General features: G+C 67.5%; 17 protein-coding genes. 10 read left to right on the forward strand and 7 right to left on the reverse strand.

Annotated elements, in window-relative coordinates:
• Nucleotides 1-340: flagellar export protein FliJ (locus tag ACE3TU_RS11035; RefSeq protein ID WP_374624058.1), on the reverse strand; the 340-nt coding region annotated here is incomplete at its 3' end.
• A 37-nt stretch (nt 341-377) separates the two neighbouring features.
• A complete protein-coding gene (gene fliI, locus ACE3TU_RS11040; RefSeq protein WP_374624061.1) occupies nt 378-1700 on the reverse strand; it encodes a flagellar protein export ATPase FliI in 1323 nt (440 codons plus the stop codon).
• 390 nt (nt 1701-2090) lie between these two features.
• On the opposite strand from fliI, the gene ctrA reads away from it, so the two are divergent.
• From ctrA to ACE3TU_RS11065, 5 genes are all read left to right on the forward strand, one after another.
• Complete coding sequence (ctrA, locus tag ACE3TU_RS11045) at nt 2091-2798, forward strand: response regulator transcription factor CtrA (RefSeq protein ID WP_374624064.1); 708 nt, start codon at nt 2091-2093, stop codon at nt 2796-2798.
• A 102-nt stretch (nt 2799-2900) separates the two neighbouring features.
• A complete protein-coding gene (locus ACE3TU_RS11050; RefSeq protein WP_374624067.1) occupies nt 2901-3530 on the forward strand; it encodes a DNA methyltransferase in 630 nt (209 codons plus the stop codon).
• 78 nt (nt 3531-3608) lie between these two features.
• Nucleotides 3609-4070, forward strand: coding sequence for an Rrf2 family transcriptional regulator (locus ACE3TU_RS11055; RefSeq protein WP_374624070.1), 462 nt, complete (start codon nt 3609-3611; stop codon nt 4068-4070).
• A complete protein-coding gene (locus ACE3TU_RS11060; RefSeq protein ID WP_374624098.1) occupies nt 4063-4953 on the forward strand; it encodes an NAD(P)/FAD-dependent oxidoreductase in 891 nt (296 codons plus the stop codon). Before ACE3TU_RS11055 ends, ACE3TU_RS11060 begins: the two co-directional genes overlap by 8 nt.
• A gap of 64 nt (nt 4954-5017) precedes the next feature.
• The gene (locus tag ACE3TU_RS11065) at nt 5018-5494 is read left to right on the forward strand and encodes a GNAT family N-acetyltransferase (protein WP_374624073.1); all 477 of its coding nucleotides are present in this window, start codon (nt 5018-5020) and stop codon (nt 5492-5494) included.
• 32 nt (nt 5495-5526) lie between these two features.
• Here the strand turns inward: ACE3TU_RS11065 and ACE3TU_RS11070 are convergent, their stop codons facing one another.
• Both ACE3TU_RS11070 and ACE3TU_RS11075 read right to left on the reverse strand, forming a co-directional pair.
• Entirely contained in the window at nt 5527-5904 is a 378-nt protein-coding gene (locus tag ACE3TU_RS11070) for a response regulator (protein ID WP_374624076.1), read from the reverse strand.
• A 105-nt stretch (nt 5905-6009) separates the two neighbouring features.
• Complete coding sequence (locus ACE3TU_RS11075; protein ID WP_374624079.1) at nt 6010-6684, reverse strand: histidine phosphotransferase family protein; 675 nt, start codon at nt 6682-6684, stop codon at nt 6010-6012.
• Nucleotides 6685-6822: 138 nt separating this feature from the next.
• On the opposite strand from ACE3TU_RS11075, the gene ACE3TU_RS11080 reads away from it, so the two are divergent.
• Nucleotides 6823-7722 carry an NAD-dependent epimerase/dehydratase family protein gene (locus ACE3TU_RS11080; protein ID WP_374624082.1) on the forward strand — a complete coding sequence of 300 codons (900 nt, stop codon included), beginning with the start codon at nt 6823-6825 and terminating at the stop codon, nt 7720-7722.
• Nucleotides 7723-7728: 6 nt separating this feature from the next.
• Here ACE3TU_RS11080 and ACE3TU_RS11085 read toward each other — a convergent pair whose 3' ends face one another.
• Nucleotides 7729-8625 carry a DUF707 domain-containing protein gene (locus tag ACE3TU_RS11085; protein ID WP_374624085.1) on the reverse strand — a complete coding sequence of 299 codons (897 nt, stop codon included), beginning with the start codon at nt 8623-8625 and terminating at the stop codon, nt 7729-7731.
• Between the two features lie 77 nt (nt 8626-8702).
• Between ACE3TU_RS11085 and glf the strand changes: the two genes are divergently transcribed.
• The gene (gene glf, locus ACE3TU_RS11090; protein WP_374624088.1) at nt 8703-9881 is read left to right on the forward strand and encodes a UDP-galactopyranose mutase; all 1179 of its coding nucleotides are present in this window, start codon (nt 8703-8705) and stop codon (nt 9879-9881) included.
• Nucleotides 9882-9896: 15 nt separating this feature from the next.
• On the opposite strand, the gene ACE3TU_RS11095 is transcribed toward glf, so the two are convergent.
• Nucleotides 9897-10397, reverse strand: coding sequence for a YHS domain-containing (seleno)protein (locus ACE3TU_RS11095; protein WP_374624100.1), 501 nt, complete (start codon nt 10395-10397; stop codon nt 9897-9899).
• 249 nt (nt 10398-10646) lie between these two features.
• Here ACE3TU_RS11095 and ACE3TU_RS11100 point away from each other — a divergent pair, with 249 nt between their 5' ends.
• Both ACE3TU_RS11100 and ACE3TU_RS11105 read left to right on the forward strand, forming a co-directional pair.
• The gene (locus ACE3TU_RS11100; protein WP_374624103.1) at nt 10647-11162 is read left to right on the forward strand and encodes a DUF1134 domain-containing protein; all 516 of its coding nucleotides are present in this window, start codon (nt 10647-10649) and stop codon (nt 11160-11162) included.
• Nucleotides 11163-11495: 333 nt separating this feature from the next.
• On the forward strand, nt 11496-12683 hold the full coding sequence (locus tag ACE3TU_RS11105) for a hypothetical protein (RefSeq protein WP_374624091.1): 1188 nt from the start codon (nt 11496-11498) through the stop codon (nt 12681-12683).
• Between the two features lie 57 nt (nt 12684-12740).
• Here ACE3TU_RS11105 and ACE3TU_RS11110 read toward each other — a convergent pair whose 3' ends face one another.
• Nucleotides 12741-13088 (reverse strand): hypothetical protein, encoded by a 348-nt coding sequence (locus tag ACE3TU_RS11110; protein ID WP_374624094.1) that lies wholly within the window; start codon nt 13086-13088, stop codon nt 12741-12743.
• On the opposite strand from ACE3TU_RS11110, the gene ACE3TU_RS11115 reads away from it, so the two are divergent.
• Nucleotides 13087-14002 (forward strand): RluA family pseudouridine synthase (locus ACE3TU_RS11115; RefSeq protein ID WP_374624096.1); only part of this gene is annotated, 916 nt, incomplete at its 3' end. The genes ACE3TU_RS11110 and ACE3TU_RS11115 overlap by 2 nt on opposite strands.

Genomic DNA, 14002 nt, shown 5'->3' on the forward strand with positions numbered 1-14002 from the left:
CGCGGCCGTGCTCGCGCTGATCGAGTAACTCGACCTTCTTCAGGTCCTCCACCGCTTCGGCCAGCGCATCCTGCGCCGCCTCGAGCGTGCCGCGCATGTCGGCGGCCGAGGCCAGCAGGTTGTCCCGCCGCGCGATCGCGGCCTTGGCAAAGGTCGAATACGCAAAGTGCGCGACATCCGAGATGCCGGTCTTCTGCTGCTCGATTTCGATCTGCTGATCGAGCTCGGCGGCCATGCGCTCGAAGTCGGCGATCATCATCTCGATCTGCGTGACCTGGCGGCGCTTTTCGTCCACCTGGAATTTCTTGAGCCGGATCAGGCTCTCGCTGCGCGACTTCACGACTTGTACTCCTTACACAACAAGTCACTCACACTTCTCACGCGCCGGCCCTTTCAACGATCGCCTGCAGCATGGTGTAGCCGTCGGCGATCGAGGTGCGCTCCTCCCGCTGCTGGGTCAGGAACTGCTCCAGCGCCGGGTTGATCGCTATGGCACGGTCCACGCCCGGATCCGATCCCTTCCGGTAAGCCCCCAGCCGGATCAGTTCCTCCATGTCGGCATAGGTCGACATGAGTTCCCGCGCCTTCATCAGGAGCGGCCGGGTATTGACCGGCACGCATCCCGGCATGGTGCGCGAGATAGACCTCAGAACGTTCACCGCCGGGTAGCGACCCCGTTCCGCGATCGAACGCTCCATCACGATGTGCCCATCGAGAATGCCGCGCACGGCGTCCGCAATGGGCTCATTGTGATCATCACCTTCCACCAAAACGGTAAACAGTCCGGTAATGGAGCCCGAGCCGACGAGCCCGGGGCCCGCCCGCTCGAGCAGCCTGGGCAGTTCGGTGAACACCGTCGGCGGGTAGCCCTTGGCCGTCGGCGGCTCGCCGATGGCGAGGCCGATCTCGCGCTGGGCCTGGGCGAAGCGGGTGAGGCTGTCCATCATCACCAGCACCCGCTTGCCCTGGTCGCGGAAATACTCGCTGAGCGTCAGCGTCAGGTAGGCCGCCTGCCGCCGCATCAGCGCCGCCTCGTCGGAGGTGGCCACCACCACCACGGCGCGCTGGATACCGACCTCGCCCAGGTAGTCGGTGACGAATTCCTGCACCTCGCGGCCGCGCTCGCCGATCAGCCCGATCACCGCCACGTCGACCTGTGCGTTGCGCGCCAGCATGCTCATCAGCACCGACTTGCCGACGCCGGAGCCGGCGAAGATGCCCATGCGCTGGCCCTCGCACATGGTGGTGAAGGTGTTGAGCGTCCTCACCCCCATGTCGAGCGGATCGCCCACCCGCGCCCGTTCGTGCGCCGGCAATGGCGTTTGGCGCAGCGGGTAGGCATGCGCGCCGCGCAGCAGCGGCCCCTTGCCGTCGATCGGCGCGCCGTCGGCGTTGATCACCCGGCCCAGCCAGCTGTCCGAGGGGGCCACGGCGCCGGCATGGCTCCTGAATACCGCCCGGCAGCCCAGCCGCACCCCGGTCAGCGCCCCGAACGGCAGGCACAGCGCGTGCCCGTCGCGAAAGCCGATGATCTCGGCCCCGAGCATCCCGCCGGCCGTGCTCTCGATGGCCACGCGGCCGCCGACGCGCAGTTCGCGCACCGGCCCCACCACCTCGATCAGGAGGCCCTGCACGGTGCGCACGCGGCCGAAGACCTCGACGTCGTCGATGGCCTCGATGGCGGACACCAGCGAATTCATGGCGCGCTCAAAACTCCGCGATTCGGCTGGATCGAAGCGTAACCGAACGTTAAGCAAAAAGCGTTAACCATGCTTGTCCGGTGCGTCGTGGGCCGCTTCGCCCGCTCCGGTTTTTCCACCCGCCATCCCCTGAAATCTCTGAGTCGACAGAGTCGATTACAAGGTCTTCTTAACCTAATTTATTAAGTCCGATTTCGTCATTTTCTTCAATGTTTTCAATGAATTAACATATTCCTAAGGTGCAATGGATTGCATCTTGCGGATCAGAATTAAACTTTGTTAACTAATTGCGCTTAGCTTTGAGTCATATCCAGTAGGGTTCGGTTAGGGCTGAAGGCGAACAGCGCTTCACCCGGTTCCAGCTAGGGACGGTTTAAGGGGATCGACGGCATGCGTGTACTCTTGATCGAGGACGACAGCGCGACGGCGCAGAGCATCGAGCTGATGCTCAAATCTGAAAGTTTCAACGTGTACACCACCGATCTCGGTGAAGAGGGCGTCGATCTCGGCAAGCTGTACGACTACGATATCATCCTGCTCGATCTGAACCTGCCCGACATGTCGGGATACGAGGTGCTGCGCACCCTACGCGTCGCCAAGGTGCAGACCCCCATCCTCATTCTCTCCGGCCTCGCCGGCATCGAGGACAAGGTGCGCGGCCTCGGCTTCGGTGCCGACGACTACATGACCAAGCCCTTCCACAAGGACGAGCTGGTCGCCCGCATCCACGCCATTGTCCGCCGCTCCAAGGGCCATGCCCAGTCGGTCATCCAGACCGGCGATCTGACCGTCAATCTCGATACCAAGACCGTCGAAGTGCAGTCGGCCCGCGTGCACCTGACCGGCAAGGAATACCAGATGCTGGAGCTGCTCTCGCTGAGGAAGGGCACCACCCTCACCAAGGAGATGTTCCTCAACCATCTCTATGGCGGCATGGACGAGCCCGAACTGAAGATCATCGACGTGTTCATCTGCAAGCTGAGAAAGAAGCTCTCCGTCGCCACCGGCGGCAAGAACTACATCGAAACCGTCTGGGGCCGCGGCTACGTGCTGCGCGAGCCCGACGAGAACGACAGCTTCGTCGAGAGCGTCGCCTGACTTCGGCGCCCGGCGGGCACCAGCGCTATCGGGATAGCCCCGTGCCGGCCGGCGCGGGGTTTTGCGTTTTTTGCCGGCGCAGCGACACGAGGCGGGCCTGACATGGATGACGTCTGGGAAGTGGATGGCACGCTCGAGCCGATCGACTTCTCGGGCTATGCCGAGGACCGTGCGCCGCTGGACCTTGCGATCCGCGCCGTCGAGCGCTGGTCGGCCCCCGGCGACTGGGTGCTGGATCCGTTCGCCGGCCTCGGCACCTTCCTCGCCGCCGCCGCCCGGCTGCACCGCCGCGCCATCGGCATCGAACCCGCGCCCGAGCGCCTCGACTACCTGCGCCGCCACTTCGTGCCGCCGCACCGGATCATTGCCGGAAAGGCCGAGACCGTCGATCTCACCGGCCTTCCGCCGATCGGCCTGCTGCTCTGCAGTCCGCCCTACCCCACGGTCGATCTCGCCGACGATCCCTGGGGCCCCGGCTATTTCGACGACATGGCGGCGATCTTCGCCCGCCTCGGCCGCACCCTCCGGCCCGATGGCCGGATCGTGGTCGAGGTGTCCAACATCCGCACCGAGGATGGCTTCCGTCCGCTGATCGCCCAGTTCAGCACCCTGCTGGGCGCCCTCTTTTCGCCGCGCGATGCCGTCCTGCGGATCAACCGCAGCGCCTGGCCCGCCGGCCCAGGTACCGGCTGGAGCAGCCTGCTGGTCTTCGCCCCACCGACAGGACCCTGAGCCCGGCCTCCCGCGTCACCGAGCCTGCGCCCGGCAGCCCGCTTGACCGCGCCTCCATAATGTAACATCCTAAGTTACATGAGTCAGGACAATCGCCTCTCCGCCGTGCTGCACGCCCTGCTGCACATGGCCGATCACTCCGGGCCGCTCACCTCGGACGAGCTGGCGCGTATGATGAGCACCAATCCGGTCGTCGTGCGCCGCACCATGGCAGGGCTGCGCGAGGCCGGGCTGGTGCGCTCCGCCCGGGGCCGTGGCGGCGGCTGGGAGCTTGCCCGCGACCTCGCCTCGGTGACGCTACGCGACATCTACGACGCGCTCGGCGCGCCCCGCCTGATCGCCATGGGCATCCCGCTTGCCCATCCCGGCTGCCGCGTCGAGCAGGCTGTCAATCACGCGCTCGGCAGCGCCTTCGCCGATGCCGAGGCCCTCTTGGTCGACCGGCTCGGGGCCGTGACGCTGGCCGCACTCGCCGCCGATTTCAGCCACAGGGCCATCCGGCACCACCACAGGAACAAAGGGGATGCTCCACATGCATGATGCCATCGTCGTCGGCGGCTCCTATGCCGGCCTCGCCGCCGCCCTCCAGCTCGCCCGTGCCCGCCGCGACATCCTCGTCATCGACGCCGGCCAGCGGCGCAACCGCTTCGCGAGCCACTCGCATGGCTACCTGACGCAGGACGGGATCGACCCCGCCGCGATCGCCGCGACGGCGCGCGCGCAGGTTGCCGCCTACCCGAACGTCGGCTGGCGCCCGGTGCGCGCCACCAAGGCCTCCGGCAGCCGCGACGATTTCTCGGTCACGCTCGAAACGGGCGAAACGGCCCGAGGTCGCCGGCTGATCCTCGCCCTGGGGGTCAATGACGAGCTCCCCGGTTTGCCCGGTCTTGCGGAACGCTGGGGAAGCGCGGTGTTCCACTGCCCCTATTGCCACGGCTACGAGCTCGGCGACGGTCCGATCGGTGTCCTCTCGGTGGGTCCCAACTCCATCCATCAGGCGATGATGCTGCCCGACTGGGGCAAGACCACCTACCTGCTCAACGGCCAGCCCGAACCATCGGCCACCGAACTCGCCGAGCTCGAGCATCGCGGCGCCGAGATCGAGCGCACGCCGGTCGTGCGACTCGTCGGCGACAATGCCGATGCGGAACTGGCGGATGGGCGCATCCTGCCGCTCAAGGGGCTCTTCACCGCCACCCGCACGACGCCGCAATCCGATCTCGCCGTGCAACTGGGCTGCGGCATCGCCGAGCATCCGGGCGGCACCTACATCGCCACCGATGCGATGAAGGCCACCACGGTGCCGGGCGTCTTCGCGACGGGCGACGCGGCCCGGCCCTTCGGCTCGGTCACCTTCGCGGTGGGCGACGGCGCCCAGGCCGGGTTTTCCACCCACCGCTCGCTGCTCTTTCCGGATATGTGAGCGGCGCTGGATTTCTCCCGCAGCCCTGTCTATGAGGCGGGAGACCTCCAACCGGCCGATACAGATGACCGAAATCACCGCTTCCCGCGAAGATCCCGGCGCGCCTGACGTTCTTGCCCTCCTCATGGCCGGTGAGGCCTATGGTGCGGCGCTCTACCCCGCGGAAAGCAACCATTACCTGCCGATCGATGCGCTGCGCGCGCCGGAGGTGCTGTTCCTCGTCGCCCGCACCGCCGACGGCGTCGCCATCGGCACGGGCGCCATCGTCGCCAATGACGGCTGGGCGGAGATCAAGCGCATGTGGGTCGATCCGGCGCAGCGCGGCAAGGGCCTCTCGAAGCGCCTGCTCGCCATGCTCGAGGCTCACGTCTCGGAACTGGGCATTCGTATCGTGCGGCTCGAAACCGGCATCCACAATACCGAGGCCCTCGGCCTCTACGAGCGCATGGGCTACCTCGTGCGCGACGCCTTCGCGCCCTACGCCCCCGATCCGCTGAGCGTCTTCATGGAAAAACAACTGCCCTCCGACAGCGGAAGATAGTCGCCTACGCGAGCTTCCTTCGCCCGTAAGGCTTACGCGCTGACCCGTTCGAGGGTCCGCTCGACGAACTTGCCTTCCAGCACGTCGCGATCGAACGGCTTCATCATGTAGTCGGAGGCGCCGGCCTTCAGCGCCAGCGCGATCTGCCCGATATCGTTCTCGGTGACCATGTAGACCACCCGCGGCGCCTGCCCGCCGACGAAGGCGCGCAGCAGCTTGAGGAACTCGAGCCCGCTCATCACCGGCATCTGCCAGTCGAGCAGGATCGCGTCCGGCATTTCCTGGCGGCACTTGTCGAACGCTTCCTGCCCGTCCTCGGCCTCGTCCACGATGTAGTCGAGGTCTTCCAGGATGCGGCGCGCGACCTTGCGCACCACACTGGAATCATCGACGACGAGGCAGGACTTCATGACGCGCTCTCCGCGGGGCACTGCTGGCAGCGACGTTAGACGCTCGCCCCGACTATCCGCCAAAAGTCCCTACGAATAGTTAGCGAAACTTGAAACCGGACAGGCTCAGGCGGCGGCCGCAACTGTTTTGGGCGTTGCCGTGAAGCTGAAGACATCGTTCTCGATGCCGATCTTCAGCTCCATGTCGGTCATCCGGGCGAGGATGCCGGTATAGAACGGCTGGATGCCGCGCGCATCGACCCCGCCGTCCGGCGCCCCCGACAGCAGCCCTTCCGCTCCGGATGGCATCAGCGTCTTCTGCCGCTTCTCCGGATCGGACTTCGAGGTGAAGCTGAACACCTCCTGGCCGGCCGGCCCCTCGATCCGGGCCGTCACCACCCCGCCCCGCGGCACCGCCATGGCCGCGATCAGCAGCATGTTCATGAACAGCTTGGCCTTGTGCTTGGGCAGCAGGATCAGCGGCACCTGCCAGTCGAGGTCCGCCTTTTCGATCTCGAAATAGACCCGCGCCACCCGCTCGCACTCGCGCGTGTCGAAATCGGTGCCGGCGGTCGAGGAGGCCCCGTAGGCCAGCCGCGCGAACTCGAGCTTGGCGCGCGCCTGCTTGGCGGCGCTGGCGATCAGTTCCTGGGCGCCTTCCGCCATCGCCGCCTGGCTGGGGTCGGACAGCACTTCGAGCCCGTTGCCGATCGCCCCCACCGGGTTGATCAGGTCGTGGCAGACCCTCGAGCACAGCATGGCCGCAAGGTCCGTCGCCTTGAGCTCGATGATGTCGGCCATTGCTGCAGTCTCCGTCACTTCCGAATCGCTTGTCGAAACACTAGCCGGAACTGCGCCGCCGCCCTAGCGTCCCGCTGTCGCCTTGCGACACCCGGCAGGACCGGCTAGGGCAATCGCCGGAAGCCGCAAGGGTCGCAAATGACAGTCCTCATCACCGGTTCGCATGGCCTGATCGGCACGGCGCTGCGCCAGCAGCTGGCCCGGAACGGCATCGCAACCCGGGGCATCGACCTGCGCGCCACCCCGCCCGACAACCGGCTCGACATCTGCGACAGCGACGCGATCGGGGCGCTCGTCGGGGACGTCGAGGGCATCGTGCATCTGGCGGCCGTGTCGCGCGTCGTCGATGGCGAGCGGGACCCGGAACGCTGCGATGCCGTCAACATCGAGGCGACCCGCAGCATCCTTGCCGCCGCCCTCGCCGCCCCGCGCCGCCCCTGGGTCGTCTATGCCAGCAGTCGCGAGGTCTACGGCCAGCAGGATGTGCAACCGGTCAGCGAGGACGCGCCGTTCCGGCCGATGAACACCTACGCCCGCAGCAAGGTCGCCGCCGAGGCCCTGTGCGAAGCGGCCCGTGCCGAGGGCCTGGCGACCTCGATCGTGCGCTTCTCCTCGGTCTATGGCAGCGTCGCCGATCATGCCACCCGCGTGGTGCCGGCCTTCGTCGCCGCCGGCATGCGCGGCGGCACGCTGAGCATCGAGGGGGCGCGCCACACCTTCGACCTCACCCATGTCGACGATGTCGCCGATGGGTTGCTGCGCCTCATCCACGTACTCGGGGCGGGCGAGCGGGGGCTGCCGCCCATCCACTTTGTCAGCGGCGCGGGAACGACGCTCGGCGAGCTGGCGGAAATCGCGATCCGCCTGGGCGGCGGCCGCGCCTCGGCCGAGCTCGCTCCGGCGCGCAGCTTCGATATCCACAGCTTCGTCGGCGACCCCGCGCGGGCCCAGCGCCTGCTCGGCTGGCGTGTCACCACGCCGCTCGCCACCGGCCTTGCCCGCCTCGCGGCCGATTTCGCTCTCGAACCCGCCGGCTGACCGCGCTCAGTCGAGGCGTAGCGGCCCGTCATAGGCGGAGACCAGCGTATCGACCGGCATCACCTTGGGGGAGCGGACGTACAGCACCCACCACTTGCCCAGCGGGCGCGGCATCGGCCAGTGCCGCAACCGCAGGAGGCTGTCCCAGGCCATGCGCCACCTGGTCCCGAAAGCGCCGACGCGTCGGCCCGAGCGGGTGACCCCGGCATAGCAGTAGAAGATCCGGTGCGGCATCGTCGTGCCGAACCGGTGCAGCATGGCGTGCAGGATGGCGCGACCGTCCCGTCCGGCCTCGCGCATCTTGCCGGCGACCGCGCTGCCGAGCGGCCGGGTGTGCCGCATCGCGAGGCTGTCGACCACCGCCGCCCGGAACCAGTTGTCGGGCTCGAGCCGGGCCCAGATCAGGTCGAGTCCCATGCCGGACGGCGAATCCTCGAAATAGGGCAGCACGCGCCTCAGCGCGGCGCGCGACAGGCAGGGAAACATCACCTCCACGAAGGGCGTGTAGCGCAGCCGGAAGGAGGGAGATTGCAGGTGGTGGATGAAGGAGAAGTAGCTGTTCGCCGTCATCCCCGGCTGGCATACTTCCAGCCCTTCCTGCTCGGCGACCTCGAACAGGCGATTGATCGTCTCGACGCTGATCTCCACATCGTCGTCGGCCAGCACGATGTAGTCGTAGCGCTCGACGAGTTCGGGGTGCTCGCGCAATTGCCTGGCGATCACGTCGTACTTCATGCCGCGCTGCTCGAGCACCATCTCGTCGCCGCCCGGAACGTAGGGCGTTGCGCCGAACCACGAGACGATGAGGTCCCAGGTCCGGGGCTCGCCCCCGAGCCAGGCCCGGTGCAGGGAACTCTCGCCGGCACGGACGAGAACGGCAAAACGACGGTGTGGCAATGCCATGGGGCTTTCCGGCGGGCCTGTGCGTCCCTACCCTATGGCGCGGCGCGCCCCCGGCGCGCAACAGGAACCCGCGGAACATGCACGCACTCGAGCACGCCGACCTGATCGTTGTGGGAGCGGGCTTTTATGGCGCCACCATTGCCGAGCGCGCGGCGGCCGAAGGCCTGCGCGTGCTGGTCGTCGATCGCCGCTCGCATGTCGCCGGCAACGCCTTTTCGGCGCCCGACCCGGCGACCGGCATCGAGGTGCACCGCTACGGGCCGCACCTGTTCCACACCTCCAACGAGGAGGTCTGGGCCTATCTCGGCCGCTTTGCCCGGTTCAACGCCTTCGTCTTCCACGGCCGCGCGCTGCATGCCGGGCAATCCTTCTCGCTGCCGGTCAACCTTTCGACCATCTGCCAGTTCTTCGGCCGGCACATGACCCCAGACGAGGCACGGGCCCTGATCGAGGGCCAGCGCGAAGTGCCGGCCGGGCGCGAGCCCGACAATCTCGAGGAGAAGGCCCTCTCGCTCATCGGCCGCCCGCTCTACGAGGCCTTCATCCGCGGCTATACGATGAAGCAGTGGCAGACCGATCCCCGCGACCTGCCCCCCGGCGTCATCACCCGCTTGCCGGTGCGCTTCACCTTTGATGGGCGCTACTTCTCCGATCGTTTCCAGGGCCAGCCGCTGGACGGTTACCCGGCGCTGTTCGCCCACATGCTGGCCGATCCCCGCATCGATGTGCGGCTCGGCATCGACTGGCTGGACCTGCGCCGCACGGCGCCGGCGGCGACGCCCGTCGTCTACACCGGCGCCATCGACCGCTACTTCGACTATTCCGAGGGGGAGTTGGGCTGGCGTACCACCGGTTTTGCCAGCGAGGTGGTCGAAACCGGCGACTTCCAGGGCACCGCGATCGTCAACTACGCCGATCTCGACGTCGAATTCACCCGCATCACCGAGTACCGCCATCTCCATCCCGAGCGCTCCTACCCCAGGGATCGCACGGTGATCGTGCGCGAGTTCCCGCGCTTTGCCGGGCGTGGCGACGAGCCGTTCTACCCGATCGACCGCCCGGCCGACCGCCAGGTGCTGGCACGCTACCGGGCCCGCGCCGCCCTCGAGGCACGGGTCTGGTTCGGTGGTCGGCTCGGCACCTATACCTATCTCGACATGCACCAGGCGATCGCGCTGGCGCTGCGGGACTGGGCCAGCATCCGGTCGAAGTGGTTCGGCCCGCATCCGGCCGCGGGCGTCGGCGGCGGGGCCTGAAGCGGTCCGCCGCGTTCAGTGCGCCGTCTCTTCCGGAGCGGCAACCGCCGCCGCGACGGCTTCCGCCGTGCTCGCTTCCTCGCCCGTCAGTCCCTTGGCCAGCGCCGGCCAGTTCACCAGCGCCGTGTCGAGCGAGACGTCGCCGCTCTGCAGAAACGCTTCCCGGTTCGAGACCGAGTAGAACAGGTAGAGCTTCATCCTCGAGATCACGTAGAGGCGCGGCTTGCCGTCGCTCAGGTAGCCGCGGGCGAGGCTGGTCGGGCAGTGCCCGCCGAACTGCGGCGCGTAGATCTCGGGGTTGCGCATGAAGATGTCGCGGTTGGCGGCCGAGACGAAGTACCATGGCACCCCGCCCCACTGGTACTCGAAATCCGGGCTGCCCAGCTGCGGATCCGGTTCGGTGAAGTAGCTCACCGGGTCGTAGCCCTCGATCGCCACCCCGGTCAGCCGGTCGGTCACGATGGTGGTCACCAGAGAGGCCGCGTGTGCCGGCAGCGCCGTCAGCGCGAACAGCACCGCCAACAGCCGCGCCAGTCGGCTTATGGTTAAGATTTGTTTACGCTTTTGCCGCATCATTGCCGCCATGACAGCCTAGAGTCCGTCTCAGCCGGGTCAGCTGCGCCTCACCCTACGCATTGGGGGTAAGCGTCGCGTAAACGATCCGTCAGCGTCATCCGGGAGTACCCAATGGTCAGCCGCCTCGTCTACATCATCCTCGCCGCCTTCTTCCTGACCACCGCGGCTGCCTTCGTCGGCGCCTCGACCATGACCTATGCCCAGTCCAATGGATCGGTGTCCGACACCTATTCGGGCGAGGAACTGGTCGAGACCGGCGGCGCCTTCTTCGGTTCGGTGGCACAGGGCCTCGCCTCGCTGGTCGAGCGCGCCGTCAGCCAGTTCGGCCTGCCCAATGCCTACATCCTCGGCGAGGAAGCGGGCGGGGCCATCTTCGCCGGGGCCCGCTACGGCGAGGGCACGATGTACACCCGCAACCAGGGCGAGCACCCGCTGTTCTGGCAGGGTCCGACCGTCGGGCTCGATTTCGGCGGCGACGGCTCCAAGGTGATGATGCTGGTCTACAACCTGCCCAGCGTCTCCGACGTCTACGGCCGCTATCCCGGCGTCGACGGATCCGCCTATGTGGTGGGCGGGCTCGGCATGACCGTGCTCAAGTACGGCGATGTCGTCATGGTCCCCATCCGCTCCGGCGTCGGCGCCCGGCTCGGGCTCAATGTCGGCTACCTGAAATTCACCCAGGAACCCACCTGGAATCCCTTCTGAGCGTCCCCGCAGGGGCAAATCGGTCCAGTGGACCGATTTGAGCGAAGAAGGCCTTGAGACCTACGGTCGAAAGGCGGTGTCTGGCGTCCCCGCAGGGGGCCATTGACGCTCGAAAGGCCGTGACTTGTCCCCTCGGCAGTGGATCGGCCTGCTGGCGAGAGGGATGCATCTGTTCAGCATTGTGACGGAAACATGGCAGGCATGCCGTCGTGACCGCGCCTCCGACTTCCGTTAAGGTTAGCGAAGGGCAAAGATGGCGGCCGGGCCGCCGCGCTGCCATGCTGGGTGGGCGCGCGTACCCGAACCGGGACTTGCCGGTCGCGGAGTTCAGTAATGGCCATTGAAAACATTATGTATTTCGCCCTCGGCGTGCTGGTCGCAGGGCTGCTTGCGCTGATCATCCTGCCGGCCGTGTGGCGCCGCGCCGTCCGCCTCACCAAGAAGCGCATCGAGGCGGCGACCCCGATGACCATGGCCGAGTTCCGCGCCGACAAGGACCAGTTGCGCGCCGAGTTCGCTCTCTCCACCCGCCGGCTCGAGATGAACGTCGAGGCGCTCCGTCGCCGCCTCGCCGACCAGTTGCGCGACATCAACCGCAAGAAGTCCGAGCTGGGCGGCATCAAGGGCGAGCGCGACACGCACCTGCAGATCGTCAAGGAACTCGAGGAGCGCGAGGCAGAGGCGCGCCGCCGCATCCTCGAACTCGAGAAGGAAGGCGCCGACCTGGCGCAGAAGCTGCGCATGCGCGACCGCGAGCTGGGCGAGAAGGCGAGCCAGCTCGAGGCGGCCCGCGAGGCCATCAGGGGCAATGCCCCGCGCGCCTTCGCCCTCGACGGCAAGGCCCTGACCGGCAACTACAACGAAGACATCGACGAGCTGCTGCAGCGCATCGAGATCGAGCGCAAGCGCGCGGAATTCCTCGAGACGCAGAACCGTTCGCTGATCGCCCAGCTCGAGGACTCCGACCGACGCCAGGCCGAGTCCGTCGCCAGCGTCGCCCAGATCCGCGAGCAGCTGGCGAGACAGGACGACAGCCGCACCGAGGCGCAGAGCGAGCTGGTGGCCGCCGAAGCCCGTATCGCCGATGCCGAGAACCGCGTCAGCACCATCCTCGCCGAGACCAGTCGCCTCGTCGTCGACGGCGAACAGCGCCACGACATGCTGCTCGCCGAAAAGCTCGGCCTCGAGGAGCAGATGGCCGAGCTGCGCGCCAAGGTCTCCGGCGTCGAGGCCACCGTCATGGCCGACTGGGACAGCGACCGCATCGAGCAGTCGCACCTGCGCGAGCGGCTCAACGATATCGCTTCCGATGTCAGCCGTATCGTCTATGCGCTCGAGGGCCACGGCCCGCCGGACAGCGACGAGAGCCTGCTCGAGCGGGTGCAGCGCTTCGCCGATCCGACCGCGACCGAGGAGCCGCCTGCGGTACGCGGACCGAACGCGCGGGCCGGCACCCTGCCGGGCGGCCAGGCCGTGTCCGATCGCCTCAAGGCCCTGCGCGAGCTGCAGGACGGCACCTGAGCGTCTCCCTCCTCCGCCGCCGGGCAGTCCCCGCGAGGACGATCCGTGACCTTGGCCCTACTCGCTGACCACCGGGATCTCGCGGATCAACTCCCCCGACTTGCCGTCGAAGATGCGCACGCTGGTCAGCGGCCCCAGCCGGTAGGTCACCGTCAGCCGGCCGTCCGCGGCCACCGCCGACACCACTTCCGATCCCTCGGGGATCTTCAGGGCGGCGATCACGTAGTCCGCGCTCGCCTTGCCGTCCGACTGCGATGCGCGGTAGACAAGCGCCCCGCCGACGGCGATAAGGCCGACGACCAGCAGCCCGATCGACACCATGAAGGACTTGCGCGCTCGGCCCAGCACTGCCCGCGCTTCCGGCGTCAGTTCGGGCGTTTCCGCTTTGTCTTGAGGATCGCTCATGCAGGATTTTCCCGGCGAGGAAATGGAATGGCAACTCGTCGTCGATCCCGCCGATGCGGGCGGTCGGCTGGATGCCGCGCTCGCCAGGGCGGTACCGGTCTTCTCGCGCAACCGGATCAAGGACCTGATACTGGCGGGAAGCGCCGCGATCAATGGTGCAACCGTCGCCGAGCCGAATTACCGGCTGAAAGCCGGGCAGACGATCACGCTCACCGCGCCCGAGCCGATCGAGGCCGATCCGGTTGCCCAGGACATCCCGCTCGATATCCTGTTTGAGGATGCCCACCTGATCGTCATCAACAAGCCGGTCGGCATGGTCGTCCATCCGGCTCCCGGCAGCCTCGACGGCACGCTGGTCAACGCGCTCCTCCACCACTGCGGCGATAGCCTCAAGGGCATCGGCGGTGTAAGGCGCCCCGGCATCGTGCACCGGCTCGACAAGGACACGTCGGGGGTGATGGTGGCGGCCAAGACGGAGCAGGCCCACCACCACCTCGCCGCCCAGTTCGCCGACCACGGCCGGACCGGGCCGCTGCACCGCGCCTACCTCGCCTGGGCCTGGGGGCGGACGCAGCAGGCCCGCGGCACCGTCGACGCGCCGCTCGGACGTGACGCCGCCAACCGGCTGAAGCAGGCGGTGCGCAAGGACGGCCGCGAGGCCATCACCCACTACGCGGTCGAAGCCCGCTTCGGCGACGAGGGGTGGGACATCACCCGCCTCAAGTGCGAGCTCGAGACCGGCCGCACCCACCAGATTCGTGTTCACATGGCCCATATCGGCCACCCGCTGGTCGCCGACCAGATCTACGCTCCCGGTTTCGCCACCAAGGTCAACCGCCTCCCCGATGAGCCGCGGCAGGCGGTCGAGGCGCTGGGACGCCAGGCGCTGCATGCTGCCGAGCTCGGCTTCGAGC

This window comes from Devosia sp., from assembly GCF_041917035.1.
Taxonomy (GTDB): Bacteria; Pseudomonadota; Alphaproteobacteria; order Rhizobiales; family Devosiaceae; genus Devosia_A.